The organism is Nocardia sp. NPDC050412, from assembly GCF_044458825.1.
Lineage (GTDB): Bacteria > Actinomycetota > Actinomycetes > Mycobacteriales > Mycobacteriaceae > Nocardia.
In genome coordinates this window covers 267,403-282,872 of the sequence record NZ_JBITIJ010000007.1, presented here as the reverse complement: position 1 = coordinate 282,872, position 15,470 = coordinate 267,403, and the positions used below count along the sequence as shown (strand labels likewise).

The following is a 15,470-nucleotide window of genomic DNA, read 5'->3' as shown; positions in this document are numbered from 1 at the left end:
CCCAGCGGCCATGCGGCTGTCATGCCGAGCGCGCAGCTTTGATGCGGTGTGCGACGCCGGGACGCGCGGCCGATCGTGCCGCTGACCCAACTACACTGCGGCGACGCGCTTAGCCAGATCCTCGGCCAATTGCTGGGCTTGAACCGGGTCGGTGGCCTCGACCATCACCCGGACCAGCTGCTCGGTTCCACTGGGGCGCAACAGGATCCGCCCGGAGTCACCGAGGGCCCGTTCGGCTTCCGCTACCGCCTCACGGATTTCGGGGGCCGCAGCGACCGTGGCCTTGTCGGTAACCGGAACGTTCACCAGCACCTGTGGCACGGTCTGCAGCACCGAAGCCAAATCGGCCAGCGTGCGGCGAGTCTGCGCCATACGAGCCATCAGTTTCAATCCGGTGAGGATGCCGTCGCCGGTGGTGCCGTAATCGGGGAACACCACGTGGCCGGACTGTTCGCCGCCCAGGTTGTAACCGCCGCGACGCAACTCCTCGAGGACGTACCGGTCGCCAACGGCGGTGGTACGCAAGGTGATTCCAGCTTCGCGCATCGCGATGTGCAGACCGAGGTTGCTCATGACGGTGGCGACCAAGGTGTTCTGGACGAGCGAGCCGGTCTCGTGCATGGCCAGCGCGAGAACGGCCAGGATCGCGTCACCGTCGACAATCGCACCGTTGGCGTCGACGGCCAGGGTGCGGTCGGCATCGCCGTCGTGTGCGATGCCGAGGTCCGCGCCGTACTCACACACCGCGCGCTGGATCTGGTCGAGATGCGTCGAGCCGCAACCGTCGTTGATATTCAGGCCGTCCGGCTCGGCGTTGATCGCGACCACCGTGGCTCCGGCGGCGCGGTACGCGGCAGGACCGACCTCGGCAGCCGCGCCGTGCGCGCAGTCGACCACGACGGTCAGCCCGGACAGATCCTGCCCGGTCGCCTCGACCAGATGCTCGACGTAGCGCTCATGCGTTCCGGCTACGCTGTACTGATCAGGGATGACCTGTCCGTGGTCCCTGGCGCCTGATGCATTCAATACCCGACCGATCCCCGCGCCGACCGGACGCAGTGGCGCGCCCTGGGCGATCAGCGCCTCGATCCGGTCTTCGATCGCGTCATCGAGCTTGTGCCCGCCCGCCGCGAAGATCTTGATCCCATTGTCCGGCATGGGATTATGTGAAGCCGAGATCATGACGCCGAGGCAGGCGTCGTACAGACCGGTCAGATATGCCACGGCGGGTGTCGGAAGTACCCCGACCGAAAGCACATTCACGCCTGCGGCGGTCAGGCCGGCGGTCACCGCGGCCTCGAGCATCTCGCCGCTGGCGCGTGGATCGCGACCGACCACAGCGAGCGGACGCTCCTTGCCGCGGCTCAGGATCTGCGCCGCCGCCCCGGAAACCTGTAGCGCCAGTTCCGGACTCAGTGATCCATTGGCAAGCCCGCGGACTCCGTCGGTGCCGAACAAACGTCCCATTCCCTCGCCCATCATCGGTGGATCCGCGCGGCGCGCCCGAAGGCGGCGGCCGGTGCGACCGGGAAGTGCCCCGCGAATGCCTCGAGTTCATACAGCACGAGAGCAGGCGCCCAGCTGTCTGGAAGCCTGCTCTCGCACAGGTGCCCCGCCGACCGTACCGTCTCCGACACCTCGAGGGTGCCGGATGACGGCGGCCGACGTAGCCAAAATCAGCGCTTCGAGTACTGCGGCGCCTTGCGGGCCTTCTTGAGGCCGTACTTCTTACGCTCGGTGGCACGCGGGTCACGTGTCAGGAAGCCGGCCCGCTTCAGGGCGGGACGGTCATCCGGGGTGACCTCGATGAGCGCACGGGCGATGGCCAGACGCAGCGCACCGGCCTGGCCCGAGGGGCCACCGCCGACGAGACGCGCGTGGATGTCGAAGGACTCGGTCCGCTCGACGGTCACCAGCGGCGACTTGACCAGCTGCTGGTGCACCTTGTTCGGGAAGTAGTCCTCGATGGTGCGGCCGTTCAGCACGAAGTTGCCGGAACCCGGCAGCAGGCGCACGCGAACGACGGCTTCCTTACGACGACCGACGGTCTGCACCGGGCGGTCGATCACGACCGGGGCGTAGCTGGCGGGCTCGGCCTCGTAGCCGTAGTCCTCCTCGACGACCTCGACGTTGGCGTCCTCGGTGTAGTCCTCGTTGAATTCCTCAGGAGCGGTCACTGGGCCACCTGCTTGATCTCGAACGGAATGGGCTGCTGGGCGGCGTGCGGATGCGTCGGGCCCGCGTAGACCTTCAGCTTGCCCGCGATGGCGTTGCCGAGCTTGTTCTTCGGGATCATGCCCTTGACGGCCTTCTCCACGAGACGATCGGGGCGCGACTCCAACACCTGACCGACAGTGCGCGACTTGAGGCCGCCCGGGTGTCCGCTGTGGTGGTGGATCAGCTTGTCCGCCTTCTTGTTGCCGGAGATGGCAACCTTGTCGGCGTTGATGATGATGACGAAGTCGCCACCATCGAAGTTCGGCGCGTAGGTCGGCTTGGTCTTGCCGCGCAGCAGATTCGCTGCCTGGACGGCGAGACGGCCGAGCACTACGTCAGTGGCGTCGATGACGTACCACTTACGGGTCACGTCACCCGCCTTGGGGCTGTACGTAGGCACAGTGGTTCCCTGTCTGTAGTCGGTGTTGCCAGCCACGGCGTGCAGTCGAGTGAGTTCCCGGCGGCCGGTGGAGACCCGGGGCTCGACGCAGTTCCACACGCCAACGGGCAACGATACCAGCCATGCCCCAGCGGTATGAAACCGGTCAGATCTCGATCGGCGGCCCATGGTCGATGGCGCCGGGCGGGCCAGGGACCACGTAGCGGGGGACGTCGATGCTCGGCTGCGCGCACTCCGCGCCCGCGGCGTCGAATCCGGAGTCGCCCTGTTCCGTCACCAGACCCGGGTCGTATCCGCGAGCCGCGGCAATGCCCTCACGCTGCTCATTGGTGACGTATGGAGTCAATGGGCAGGAGACCGGCGCCCCGGCGAGCGAAGCGGCCAGTTCGACGCGGTCACCACCGGACGGCATGGCCATCGCGGCCAATGCGGCGGCGCCGGCCACCGCGGGCGCGCCGAACAACTTGCCCCAGCGCTTGCCCTTACGCGGTTTGTCATCGTCGTCCGATTCGCGGGGGCGCCATTCCGAACCGCTCTGTGGCGGTTGGTCTTGCGGCGGTTGGTAGGGAGCTCGCGGCCCCGGCGGTGGCACCGACCCTTGCGACGGCGGCCCCTGGGGCGTGGGCGGGCGACCGATAACGGTGGGACGCTGTTCTTCGTGATACTGCCCGGGCGGGCGGGTGAATCGGCTACCCAACTCGGCGAGGTTCGGTGGTAAAGACTCCCGGCTGACCCGAGTGGTCGGCTCTTCCCCAGTCGGCTCGGTCGCCGGCCGCACCGTCGGATATCCGGGCCCGTACTGCACGACTGGCGGATGTGTCCGACCGGTGTCATGAGGCCCCTGCCCCCGGTCAGGCCGGACTTGCCCCTGATCGGGAGGGCCCTGCCCTTGCTCCGGACGCACCTGCCCCTGATCAGAATGGACCGGCCCTTGGTCGGGACGCCCCTGTTCCGGCCTGCCCTGCTCCGAACGAGACGACACATCCCGCCCCTGCAACGCCTCCGCCTGCCGCTGCGCCGACAATGCCTGCGCGGCCTCCACCTGCCACTGCGTCGAAAAGGCCTGCTGCTGTGCCGATTCGGCCTGATACTGCGCCGACTCCACCTGCCGCGCCCGCGGCGGCGGTGCCGGCTCGGCATGCCGCCCCGCCGACTCCGGCTCACCGTTCTCGTTATCGGTCACCAGCAGGTGCGAGGCGCCGAGCACCAGCGCGTGCATCGGGTGATCGGCCACGTGCAGCCGGTGCCCGAGATGGTTCTGGAAGGCCAACCGCAGCGCGTCGTTGAAACAGACATTGCCGGACAGCAGCAACGTCGAGGTGTCGGCACCGATCGAGCGGGCCGCGGCCATCACCTCGATCACCACATTGTCGGCCGAACGCGCATCGCGCATGGCCTCCGCGGTGACCGGCACGTCGACCGATTCGGTCGGCTGCTCGTCGTCGCCGTGCACCGCGACGACCAGCATGGTCCGCCCGTCGGAGTACACACCGGTCGCGCCGATGCCCTGCGGATTGCGATCGTCCGGGGACCGCACCAGCCCGAGCGCACGCACATATCCGGACAGCGCGACGCTTTCCGGCAGCGGTTCGACCGTGACATCCAGCCGCTCGACCAGGTCGACGTACACATCGACCTTCGCGTCCGGCCAGCCGTCCGGGAACGGCAGCGCGACCAGATCCGGTTTACCGCGCAGATATTTGCCGACGGCCGCGAGTGGGTTGTACATGCGGGCACGAAAGACCAGCTCTGCGGGCCAGGTCGCACCGGCCACCACGATCTGCGGATGGCCGAGGATGTCGCGCACATCGGCGATCGCCATCCCCAGATCCGGCCGCTGCCGCTCCACTCCGGCGGTATGCAGCCGACCCGAAGAATCCGCAAGCAGATATGCCGGCGGCGTGTATGTCCCTTCTACCTGCACGGGGCGGATCGGTGTCCCACCGCCGCCCGCGGCAACAGACACCACATCCCACCCGAGATGTACTGCCCCAACTCGCACCGTCACAGGCATAAGTGTGCCTGTTGCGCGAGCGACATGCTCACCACATCCGGTGAGAACCCGCCTGAGCAGCCCGTCACGCGTTCGACTTCCGCAACCGCAACCGGCGCCAGGTGATAATCGCCAACACCGCGGTTATCCCGACGAGCAGGCCGATATCGAGATACCAGATATTCGGCTCGTGCTTCCACAACGCATCGGGTTGCGCATTGGCGAACAGTGTCCGAATATCCACCGTCGACGCCCCGGCCGCATATCCCCACCGTGCCGGGAACAGCCACGAGATCTGCTCGAGCACCACCCGGTTGGTCACCGGAATCAGACCGCCCGCCATCACCAGCTGGACCATGATCATCACCACGAGCATCGGCATGACCTGCTCGTTGGACCTCGCCAGACTGGACAGCAGCAAGCCGAAGACCACACAGCACACCGCGGTCAACGCGATATCGAGATAGAGCTCGGCGGGCCCGTTCGGGATCACCGAACCCTCCAGCGGCGGCTTCTTACCGACCAGCGTGATGCCGACCAGCACCGCCGCCTGCAGGAATGCCGTAACGCTGAATATCGCGATCTTGGCGAGAAGGTATGCCGAAGGCAGCAGCCCGACCGCGCGCTCGCGATAGAAGATGGTGCGCTCGCCGACCAGATCGCGCACGGTCAGCGTCGATCCCATGAAGCAGGCGCCCAGAATCAATACGACGAGCAACTGCTGCGTCTCGCTGCCCCCGGACGGGACGAAGAACACATCGTTGCCGCTCTGCACCTGCTCCAGCGGACCGCTCTGGAAACCGTTGCTGCCCGGCACCACCAGCGACAGCGCACCGAGGATGAAGGGCAGGATCACCAGGAACGCCAAATAACCGCGGTCGGCGAAGATCAACCGCACCTGCCGTCGCGCCAAGGTGGAGAACTGCTTGGCGCGCCCGGATTGCGGCGGACTGCCCGCCGACCCCTGCCGCGGCGGTGCGGGCGGTGGCGGCGGTGGCGCGAAGGCCAGCCTGGACCGATACGCGGCGAATGCCTGATCCGGATTCGCGGCCACCCGCCCGAAGATCTCGGCCCAGTCGCTGGTGCCCATGGCCGCGCCGACGCTGGCCGGATGACCGCAGAAGGCGGTCTTGCCACCGGGCGCGAGCAACAGCACCTGATCACACATGTCCAGACAGGCCACCGAGTGGGTGACCACGATGACGGTGCGTCCGGCATCGGCCAGTTCGCGCAGCATCGTCATCACCTGACGATCCAGCGCCGGATCCAGACCCGAGGTCGGTTCGTCCAGAATCAGCAGCGACGGACCGGTGAGCAGTTCCAGCGCCACCGACGCGCGCTTGCGCTGACCACCGGAGAGCCGGTCGACCCTGGTGTCGGCATGTTCGGTGAGCGAAAGTTCTTGCAGTACACCGTCGATCACCTGCTGGCGGTCGGCCTTCGAGTTGTCCGGCGGCAGTCGAAGCTCCGCCGCGTAGCCGAGGGCCTGACGCACCGTGAGCTGACGGTGCAGCACATCGTCCTGCGGCACCATGCCGATGCGGGAACGCAGCGCCTCGTATTCGGCGTGCAGGTTGCGGCCTTCGAAGGTGACCACACCGCCGGAGGGGTGGGTGCTGCCCGCGATCAATTTCGACAGCGTCGATTTGCCCGCGCCGGAGGGTCCGATCAGTGCGGTGAGGGTGCCCCGCCCCGCCTGCATGTTCACATCGACGAGCAACTGCTTATTGCCCTCGACGGTGAAGCCGACGCCGTGCACGTGCAGACCCTGCTCGGCGACCGGCTTCTGCCGATGTACCAGTGCGCCCTGCTGGACGACGAAGTCGATATTGCCGATGGTGATGATGTCGCGCTCACGCAGCACCGTGCGCTGCTCGCGATGGCCGTTGACGAAGGTGCCGTTGGCCGAGCCGAGGTCCTCGATGGTCAGGCCCTCGGATGCCGCGACCAGGCGGGCGTGCTTGCGCGAGGCCAGCGGATCGTTGACGACGATCTGATTGTCAGAGGTACGACCGATATCGAGTCCGCCGGGGGGGAGGCGGTCGGCCCTGGCAATCGGCGCTGTGGATGGTCGCGTGCGGACCGGGGGCAGCATCGAGGTGTCGGCCTTGAAGGTCATATTGACATTCGGCTGCTGCGGTTGGGAGGGCGGTGGCTGCTGGGGTTGCGGCTGCGACGGTGGCTGTGGGGGGTGCTCTGGGCGTTGCTGCTGCGGGGGTTGCTGCTCTGGACGTTGCTGTTGCGGACGCTGCTGGGAGGGGGCCGGTGCCTGCGGTGTCCGTCGCGGATGTTGATAACCCGGCGGCACCGACGACTGCGGTTGCGACGGTGGCGGTTGCGCCGCCGGCGGCCGCTGCTGCCGGGCCGGCGTCGCGGGCAGCAGATGCAGTAACGGACCACTTATCGCATCACCGAGGCGCACCTGCGTCGGCCGATTGATCGGCACCGGCTGACTCAACCGACGCGCATCCACGAAAACGCCGTTGGTGCTGCCGTTGTCGGTGAGTACCCAGTTGTTGCCTTGCCAGGCGAGCGTCGCATGCACCCGCGAGACCAGCGGACTGTCCACGAAGAGCGTCACTTCCGGTGCGCGACCCATCGTGACCTGTTGATTCGAATCGAAGACCCGTTCGGTTCCATCATGGCGCACGGTGATGGTCTGCGCCCCCGGTAAAGACATGCAGCGGATACTATTCCATCACCCGGACTTCGGCGGTGCCCCCGATGCGCCTTTTGCCCCGATCCGGAGACCGTTATGAACGTGCGACCGGCCGACTAGGGGGAGCCTTGCCGAAACTCCGAGCGACCGCAGTCGTTGCCGCAGTGCTATGTGTAATCGCAATGTTGGCGGGCTGTACTCGCGCGGTGCACGGTCGAGCGGTTTCGGTCTACGACGATCCGTTCAAGGTCGCCGGACTGCCCACCACGAGCGGTCCCAGCGGGCCGCGCGAAGGCATTCCCGATAGCTCGCTCACGGCAGTCAACGGCGACAGCGGCGAGGTGGATGCCCTGGCGCTCAACGCGATCGACGATATTCAGACATATTGGCGCGCCGAGTACAGCAAGGATTTCGAAGGGGAATTCAAGCCGGTCGACAAGCTGATCTCCTGGAGCGCCAAGGCGCCGCGCAGCCAGGCACTCGAATTCTGCAAGGAATCCACCTATCACCTGGTGAACGCCGCCTACTGCCGACTGGACAACTCGATCGGCTGGGACCGCTCGGTGCTGTTGCCCACGATCGAGGACACCTTCGGCAAGATGGCCGTGATCATGGTGCTCGCCCATGAATACGGACACGCCATCCAGACCCTGGCGAAAATCGTGCAGACCAAGGATCCGGTGATCGTCAAAGAGCAGCAGGCCGACTGCTTCTCGGGTGCGTTCATTCGCCATGTGGCCGAAGGCAAATCCAAGCACTTCACCATCAATACCTCCGATGGCCTGAACTCGGTGCTGGCCGCGACCGTCGCCATTCGAGACTCCAATCCGGATGATCCGGAGAGCGTGCACGGGTCGGCATTCGAGCGGGTCACGGCAGTGCAGATCGGCTTCACCGATGGTCCGAAGGCGTGCAAGGCCATTGATATGCACGAGATCGAGCGCCGCCGCGGCAATTTGCCGCAGAGCTTCAAGGACGATCCCGGCCACGGCGAGAATCCGATCGACAAGGACAGTCTGATCGAGCTCAGCAAGGCACTCGCGGTGATCCTGCCGCTGAAGCAGGCGCCGACCTTCGACTACTCCGGCGCGAAGATCGACTGCAAGAACGGCGTTGCCACACCGCCGGTTTCGTATTGTCCGGCCAAGAACACCATCGTTACCGATGTGCCCGCGCTCGCGCAGCGCGGCACCTCCGATGCCGATGACAATGATCCGTTGCCGCTCAAGGTGACCGGCGATTACAACGGCTACGTCGTCTTCATCTCGCGCTACACCCTCGCCGTGCAGCAGGCCGACGGTCAGCAGCTCGTCGGCGCCAAAACCGGATTACGCGCGGCCTGTTTGTCGGGGGTGGTCACCGGCAAGCTCGCGCAGCCGGGGCGAACCCAGGCAGAAGGCGATATCGTCTTGGCCGCAGGCGATCTCGACGAGGCGGTCTCCGGACTGCTCGCCGACGGGCTCGCGGCCAGCGATATCGAGGGCAAGACCGTGCCGAGTGGGTTCTCCAGGGTCGACGCGTTCCGCGCCGGAGTGCTCAACGGCGAGCACACCTGCACGTCACGGTATTCCTGAGCTCCCCCTTTTTTGCCGGACGTTCAGTGCCACGCAAGCCGCGTGCTCGGGTCGGCGTTCTGGCTGCGAGTTACTCAATCCGCACGAAATCAGTTGTTGGGTCGGGCAGATTCCCCAGGACGGCCGAGCATGTCAGCCGAATGGTGGCGGAGCGGCGGGTTCGAATCGCAGCACCCGGTTGCCGATCATGATTTCGGTGCCGGGTATCAGGCCCATCGGCTGGTTGGGTGGTAAGCGGATCCAGTCGCGGTAACCGGGTAGGCGGGTGCGGGTGCCATTGGTTGAACCCCGATCCACCAGGGACACATCCCAATTCAGCAGCAGCACCTCCGCGTGCGCGCGAGACATGCCGCCCGAGGAATCCTCGACCTTCAACGGCACCATGCCGCGGCCGGCCTGTTCGGAATGTTCCGGATCGCGGCCGAGGACCGCGTCCGCGGCCAGCATGTAGGTCATGCCGTCGTCGAGGACCAGCATGCCCAGCGGCGGGCGGACCACCTCGATCAGCTGCTGCGTCTGATCAACCGGCATCCCGCAGACCGTGCAGAACGCCGAGCGCGGATCGCTGGGATGCGCACGCGCGCACTTGAATCCCATCACCTTGACGGTGAGGGCGGTGGCCTTCGCGGTGGCCTCCAGCCTGCGCTGTAGATCCGGATCCGGGCGCGGGGCCGGATTGGTGCCACCCATTTGGGTCGGCGCGTGATGCGGGTCGACCGGTTGCTGCTCCTGGACCGAATCGAGCATCGCGGTCGAGGCGCGGGTTTCGGTCGGCTCGGGCTCGGGCTCGGGCTGGGGTTCGGGCACGGGACGCTGGGTCGGTCCCGAGTCGATGCGCGCGGTCGGTGGCCTCTCGGTCGGTGGCCTCTCGGTCGGTGGCCTCTCGGACCGCAACGGTTCGGATCGAGCACGCACCGCATCGGACCAGACGATCGCGCCGCCTGCCTGTGCGATCCCCTCGACCAACCAGCCGATCCCCCGCTCGGCGGGCAGTTCCGGAATGCGGCCCTTGGGGTCGTCGACGAAGAGCGCGACCGCTCGCGCGGGCAACGATGCGACCCGGTCCACTGTGAAGGCGGCGTCGCTACCCCGATAGCGCTCGAGCGTTCCGTCACCGGCGAGTACCGCGGTGACCGCACCGTGCAGGAAGATCGCCATCCCGCCGGTCTCGGCGGCGGACAGGATGCCGAAATCGATCGGCGCACCGGGACTGATCCGCTCGGCATGCGTCATCAGCCAGCGTGTCGCGGCGCGCGCGACCAGTGCCCCCGGTCCCTGCGGATGCTGTTCGGCGGCGTCGCGCACGAGTTCGGCCAGCGATTCCAGCGCGATGACGGCAGGTGCGTCCGGAGTCGGGCGCCCATGCCCACGATGTGCGACGACCACTACCGCACCCGCGACCCGGGCGACGGCGTGACCTCCGACAACGACCTCAACCTGCCGATCCTTCAACGGTATCGGCCTTCCAGAGGTGCGCATCGCGGGGTCGTCGCCACATCGACAAGGGTATTGCAAACCAAGCCCTAAGGGGTCCCCGTCCACGGCGTCCGTCCGGTAACTTCAAATGCACATCGGGAGGAACGAGGGGCCGTCATGGTTAGGACTTCGCGCATCGCGCTCGCCGTGGCTTGTATCGCGGTGACCGGGGTGTTGACCGGCTGCAGCGGGGTGCAGGGTGCGCCGTTGGCGGCCGAGCAAGACGTGCGCAAGCTCGAGGTCGGCACCTATCCGGTCGATCGACACAAATACGACCAAGACGCCGGCTCGAACGGGGCGCTGCTCGAGGGCATGCGGATGTCGGAGGCCGTGGTCGCCAGTTCGAAGATCGACCCGTCGCTCACCTACGGACGCGAAGGCAAGGTGCTCAGCAGCATCGACGATGCAGTCGAACACGTGGCGTCCGCATCGAAACCGGTACTGGTGAACCGCAACTACCTCACCGGATACGCCACCAGCGGTTCGGATAAGCCCGATCCGCCCGGTCAGACCCGGCCGTCGGCCGACACCACCGCGATCACCAATGTCGTATTCCGGTTCCCGGACGAGGCCACCGCGAAGATCGCAGCGCGCGAACTCGAAGACGCCGATATCAATATCTCCCCCGAGAACCGCAAACTGACGTCGACCAAATATCCGGACGCCTATATCCATTGGCGCCCAGGCGTTCCCAACGTCGGAACCTTCATGGCGCACAAGGAGTTCGTCATCTCGCTGTTCGTCGGGCGGCCCCGCGCGGACAGTTCGGACTTGCTGAGCTGGGTCGAGAAAACGCTCGATACCCAGACCCGCGCGTTGGACAAGTTCCAGGCAACCCCGCAGGACAAATTCAGCAGCCTGAAGGTCGATCCGGAGGGCATGCTGGCGCGCGTGGTGGTCGCGGATCGTCGTGGGCACACCCCGAATGCCGATAACTTCGCGGTCTACGGGCCGAGTTACTTCGTACAGTCGGCCGAGGACGAGAGCAAGACCCAGAAGCTGGTGGACGAGGCCGGGGTCGACCGGTTCGCCGTCGTCGACAACGGTTCGGTCACCCGTGTCCGGGACTATCCGGCCGGGCAGAAATTCATCGACGGACTGATCGAAGAGGTGCGCGACACCTTCGACCCGATCGACGCACCCAAGGATGTTCCGGGCGCGAAGTGCTTGCAGCTCAACAGCAAAGGCGATCCGGAACGGCAGTACAAGTACCGCTGCTACGTCCCGTACAAGCGGTATGTCGGTGTGGTCACCAGCGATAAGGAACCGGATGTGCGACAGAAGGTGACCGCGCAGTACGCACTTTTGGCCAACAGCTTCTGACAGCGCTCCGACCTCCGTGGGGAACCCGGACGGTGAAGTAGGATCCGCGCGGAGATACGCGAACGATCGGGTGGGACGTGAGATTCGACGCGAAATCGAAACTTCGAACAGCAGCGGTCGCCACCACGGTGGCGGTTCTCGTCGTCGGCGTTGTCGCGGGATGTGCCGCCGACGTTCCCGGTCACGCCGGCCCCGGCATGACCGCGGTGGATCCGAACAGCCTCAACATCGGGCCCTATCCGTCCGCGCCACAGGATTACTCGTTGGACGGCCTCGACAAGGACGATGTCTTCCGCATCGAATCCCGGCGCATGCTGGGCTATTTGGTGCTGCCCTACGACGTCGACAGCGATATCAGCCACCTCGTCGATACCCGTCTTGTGGAGGCGACCTCGACGAATTTCGACGACGGTTTGCTCGGCGTGCTGCCCGGGCAATACCTACCGGTCGTCGAGCGCAACAACTTCATCGCCGGGGTGTACACCCAGCGGTCCAACGACAGTCTGCGCAGCATCAAGAACCTGGCCATCGCGTTACTTCGCTTCCCGTCGGACGCTGCGGCACGCTCCGCAGCGGCGGAACTCGACCGGGCAACCGATGAGTTCAAGCCGGGGCGGCACCCGGTCGCGATCGACGGCTATCCGGATATCCGAGCCTCATCGGATAACGATAAGAAGGGCTATGTCTTCGTCGCGCGTGGTCCGTTCGTTCTGCTGAGCATGATCACCATGCCGGGGCCCGACCCGAAAGCCCTTGCAACGCAATTCAAGAAGATGCTCGATCTGCAGCTTCCCAAGCTGGACAGCTTGGTCCCGACACCAGTGGATGACATCCTCGACCTGCCGCTCAACCCCGACGGGATCATGCGGCGCACGCTGCCAGCCGGGAAAGAGACGCGGGACTACTCACGGGACAAATACATCGGCATCTATGACGGACTCGGTCAGTTGCACTTCGAGCGCAACGGTCTCGATCTGAAACGGACACTGCAGGAAGCCGGTACCGATCTCGTCGCACAGAACCAGTCGACCCTCTTTCGCACTCGCGACCTCGCGGCATCGTTCCGGCTCCAGAACGCATTGGCGCAGTTGGGCAAGGACGACGAAGCCTTGAGCAGCCCACCGGGTCTCGCCGACGCACGCTGCCTGAAGATGGACGAGACGGAACCGATCTTCAACAACAAATTTCTGTGCATCCTCGTGCACGACCGCTATGTCGCGGTGCTCGGTTCCCAGGGACAAGGTCTCGGGAAATTCGACCCCGCGCTGTACCAGGCGACCGCCGCACAATATTCGATCCTGGCCAAGACCCAGTGAGCGCACCGATGAACCTTCGATACCGAAACGGCTTGCTCTGTCTCGCGATAGCGGCCATACTCGCGATGACCGCCTGCGGCGGGTCCGACGACCCCGCCCCCGCGGTGGATGTGTCGAAGCTCGAGGCCGGAAACTATCCGACGACACCGCGCGACATCGACAAACAGCGCACCGCCGAAACCGGTGCGGTGCAGGAGTCCATCCGACTCGCCGAGTTCGTGCCGCTGATAATGGATCTGGACGGTCGCCTGATCTACAACCAGCGCCCGTTCTACTTGCATCCGTTCACCCCACAGAATCCGCCGCGAAACGGCTCGCTCGGCGGATCCGTCGAGAACTTCGCCGAGGCAGCCCCCGGTCTCGTCGCGGGCTGGACCACCTCTGGGCACCGCAGGAAAGACCGCTCGCTCGGGCTGAACATCGACCTCACTCTGCTGCGATTCTCGAACAACGCGCAGGCAAAGACCGCCATGGACGTGTTCTCCGATGAGAAGAACGAAAAATACCCTCGAAAGGGGCCGTTGGCGATTCCCGGCTACCCGAATGCCAAATCCGCACTGACCCAATATGATGCCGTCGAAACCTGGATCGCGCGCGACGACTACTTGCTCTACACCTACCTCGGCAACAGCCTCGCGACCCCACCGGATCCGGCCCCGCTGATCGACTTCACCAAGCAGCTGTTCGACAAACAATTCGAACTGCTGAAGGGCTACACCCCGACCCCATCCGACAAGGTCGCGCAGGAACCCGCCGACATCGACGGCCTGGTCGCCCGAACCCTGCCGAACCAGCCTTCCGCGGGTTATGCCGACATCACCGGGGCCTACACCCCGCACGCGGCCCTGCACCTCGAGGAACGCCCCGACATCACCAAGCGCGCTTTCGACGACGCCGAGGTCGACCTGATCGCGCATAGCGACTCCTCGATCTACCGCACCGCCGACTCCGCCGCCGCCGCCCGACTCACCGCAAGCCTGCTCGACCAACTCACCGGGCTCTTCCAAACCACCGACAGCCCACCCGGTCTCCCGGCCGCGAAATGCTCGAAGAAGCTCGACAACGACGCGACCAAATCCCGCAACCTCGTCGAATTCATCTGCTACCTACCGTATGACCGCTACGTAGCCGCCATCACCGCCAACCAGCGCCAAGACCTCGACCAAAAACTTGCGGCGCAGTACAAACTGCTGGCCTTCGGCAAGTAGCTGCCGATCCGGACAGGCTGACACCGGCAAACTGGCCCCCGGTGCTGGTGGCTTGCGTCGAGTAGGATCCCGCGGGAAGTATGCGAACGGGGAGATGGAACGGGGGAAGTATGAGGTTCAGAGGCGGATTCGTCGCGTTGCTCGCCGTGGTGAGCGCGGGTTGCGCGGCGAGCGTGACGGGGCATCCGGGGCCGGGGTTGGCACCGGTGGACGTGGCGACGTTGAAGACGGGGGCGTACGCCCTGGAGCCGACCACCTATGACCCCCGCATCAGCAGCATTCCCGACATGCGGCTGATCGAAGCGCGCCGGATGCTCAACTACCTGGTGCATCCCTATGAGATCGACAGCGAAATCAGCGACACGTCGAATCAGAAGTTCATGTCCGACGCCGAGTCGATGATCGGCGAGAAATACTTTCCAGAGAAGTACCGACCCGTCGCAACGGACAACAACCTGCTTGCCGGGGTTTATGTCGTGGGCGGCAACGACAATCTCCGCAACCACAAGAAGTTGATCATCTCGGTTCTGCGCTTTCCTACCGACGCGGCAGGTCGTGCCGCTGCCGACCAGTTCGATCAGGTCGCGAACAGTGATCCTGGCCGGCATCCGGTGCCCATCCCGGGGCATACGGATGCTCGGGCATCGTCCGCGGACGACCGAACGATCATCTCGTTCACCGCGCACGGCCCCTATGTGGTCGTGGTGAATCACGCACTGCCCCAACCGAACCAGGCGGCAATCGCGGACAATATCGAAAAGACGATCGACCTCCAGTTCACCCGATTGGACCAGCAGAAGCCCATACCGCTGGACGATCTCCTCGACCTGCCCACTGATCCGGACAGCATCATGCGGCGAGCCCTGCCAGAGGCCCCGGACTACAGCGACCCGTTCATCGGCAAGGCGGACTTCGGCTACTTCGACCCCTCGGGTGAACTGCACTTCGAGCGCAACCCGATCGATATTCGCAAGGCATTCGAGGAGAGCGGGGTCGATCTGGTCGGCCGCCGCGGCGCGATCATCTACCGTGCTCATGACCTCCCCGGCGCCTTCCACCTACAGTCCGCGCTGGCCAAGACTGGTAAGAACGACGAAGTACTTGCACCGCCACCGGGTCTCCCCGACGTCCGGTGCGTCAAGCTCGATACCGCCACTGCTAACAGGAATTTCGACCAGTTCTGCGCTGTGGTCTACGGGCGATACGTAGCCGTCGTCGTCGCAAGAGGATTCGCAGGGGCGGTAGACCCGGTGCTGTACCAACGTGCCGCCGCTCAGTACGCGATTCTGGCGAAGAGTGAATGA

At 65.4% G+C, this 15,470-nt stretch carries 11 protein-coding genes; 5 read left to right on the top strand and 6 right to left on the bottom strand.

Annotated elements, in window-relative coordinates:
* Positions 1-90 precede the first annotated feature (90 nt).
* From glmM to ACIBI6_RS21380, 5 genes are all read right to left on the bottom strand, one after another.
* On the bottom strand, positions 91-1,467 hold the full coding sequence (glmM, locus tag ACIBI6_RS21400) for a phosphoglucosamine mutase (RefSeq protein ID WP_364346536.1): 1,377 nt from the start codon (positions 1,465-1,467) through the stop codon (positions 91-93).
* Between the two features lie 209 nt (positions 1,468-1,676).
* Positions 1,677-2,177: a 30S ribosomal protein S9 gene (rpsI, locus tag ACIBI6_RS21395; RefSeq protein WP_364346242.1), complete on the bottom strand. Its 501-nt coding sequence runs from the start codon at positions 2,175-2,177 to the stop codon at positions 1,677-1,679.
* Entirely contained in the window at positions 2,174-2,617 is a 444-nt protein-coding gene (gene rplM, locus ACIBI6_RS21390) for a 50S ribosomal protein L13 (protein ID WP_040686710.1), read from the bottom strand. The genes rpsI and rplM overlap by 4 nt, the downstream gene beginning before the upstream one ends.
* A 145-nt stretch (positions 2,618-2,762) precedes the next feature.
* A complete protein-coding gene (locus tag ACIBI6_RS21385) occupies positions 2,763-4,625 on the bottom strand; it encodes a hypothetical protein (RefSeq protein ID WP_396957463.1) in 1,863 nt (620 codons plus the stop codon).
* 70 nt (positions 4,626-4,695) lie between these two features.
* Positions 4,696-7,290, bottom strand: coding sequence for an FHA domain-containing protein (locus tag ACIBI6_RS21380; protein ID WP_364346237.1), 2,595 nt, complete (start codon positions 7,288-7,290; stop codon positions 4,696-4,698).
* A 161-nt stretch (positions 7,291-7,451) separates the two neighbouring features.
* Here ACIBI6_RS21380 and ACIBI6_RS21375 point away from each other — a divergent pair, with 161 nt between their 5' ends.
* On the top strand, positions 7,452-8,843 hold the full coding sequence (locus tag ACIBI6_RS21375; protein ID WP_364346235.1) for a metallopeptidase: 1,392 nt from the start codon (positions 7,452-7,454) through the stop codon (positions 8,841-8,843).
* A 132-nt stretch (positions 8,844-8,975) separates the two neighbouring features.
* Here the strand turns inward: ACIBI6_RS21375 and ACIBI6_RS21370 are convergent, their stop codons facing one another.
* Positions 8,976-10,295 carry an FHA domain-containing protein gene (locus ACIBI6_RS21370; RefSeq protein ID WP_396957462.1) on the bottom strand — a complete coding sequence of 440 codons (1,320 nt, stop codon included), beginning with the start codon at positions 10,293-10,295 and terminating at the stop codon, positions 8,976-8,978.
* Positions 10,296-10,436: 141 nt separating this feature from the next.
* Here ACIBI6_RS21370 and ACIBI6_RS21365 point away from each other — a divergent pair, with 141 nt between their 5' ends.
* The 4 genes from ACIBI6_RS21365 (at position 10,437) to ACIBI6_RS21350 (ending at position 15,470) form a co-directional block, all read left to right on the top strand.
* A complete protein-coding gene (locus ACIBI6_RS21365; protein WP_364346231.1) occupies positions 10,437-11,642 on the top strand; it encodes a hypothetical protein in 1,206 nt (401 codons plus the stop codon).
* A 77-nt stretch (positions 11,643-11,719) separates the two neighbouring features.
* Entirely contained in the window at positions 11,720-12,958 is a 1,239-nt protein-coding gene (locus tag ACIBI6_RS21360) for a hypothetical protein (protein WP_364346229.1), read from the top strand.
* A gap of 8 nt (positions 12,959-12,966) precedes the next feature.
* Positions 12,967-14,166, top strand: a complete 1,200-nt coding sequence (locus tag ACIBI6_RS21355) for a hypothetical protein (RefSeq protein ID WP_396957461.1) — start codon at positions 12,967-12,969, stop codon at positions 14,164-14,166.
* Positions 14,167-14,276: 110 nt separating this feature from the next.
* On the top strand, positions 14,277-15,470 hold the full coding sequence (locus tag ACIBI6_RS21350; protein ID WP_396957460.1) for a hypothetical protein: 1,194 nt from the start codon (positions 14,277-14,279) through the stop codon (positions 15,468-15,470).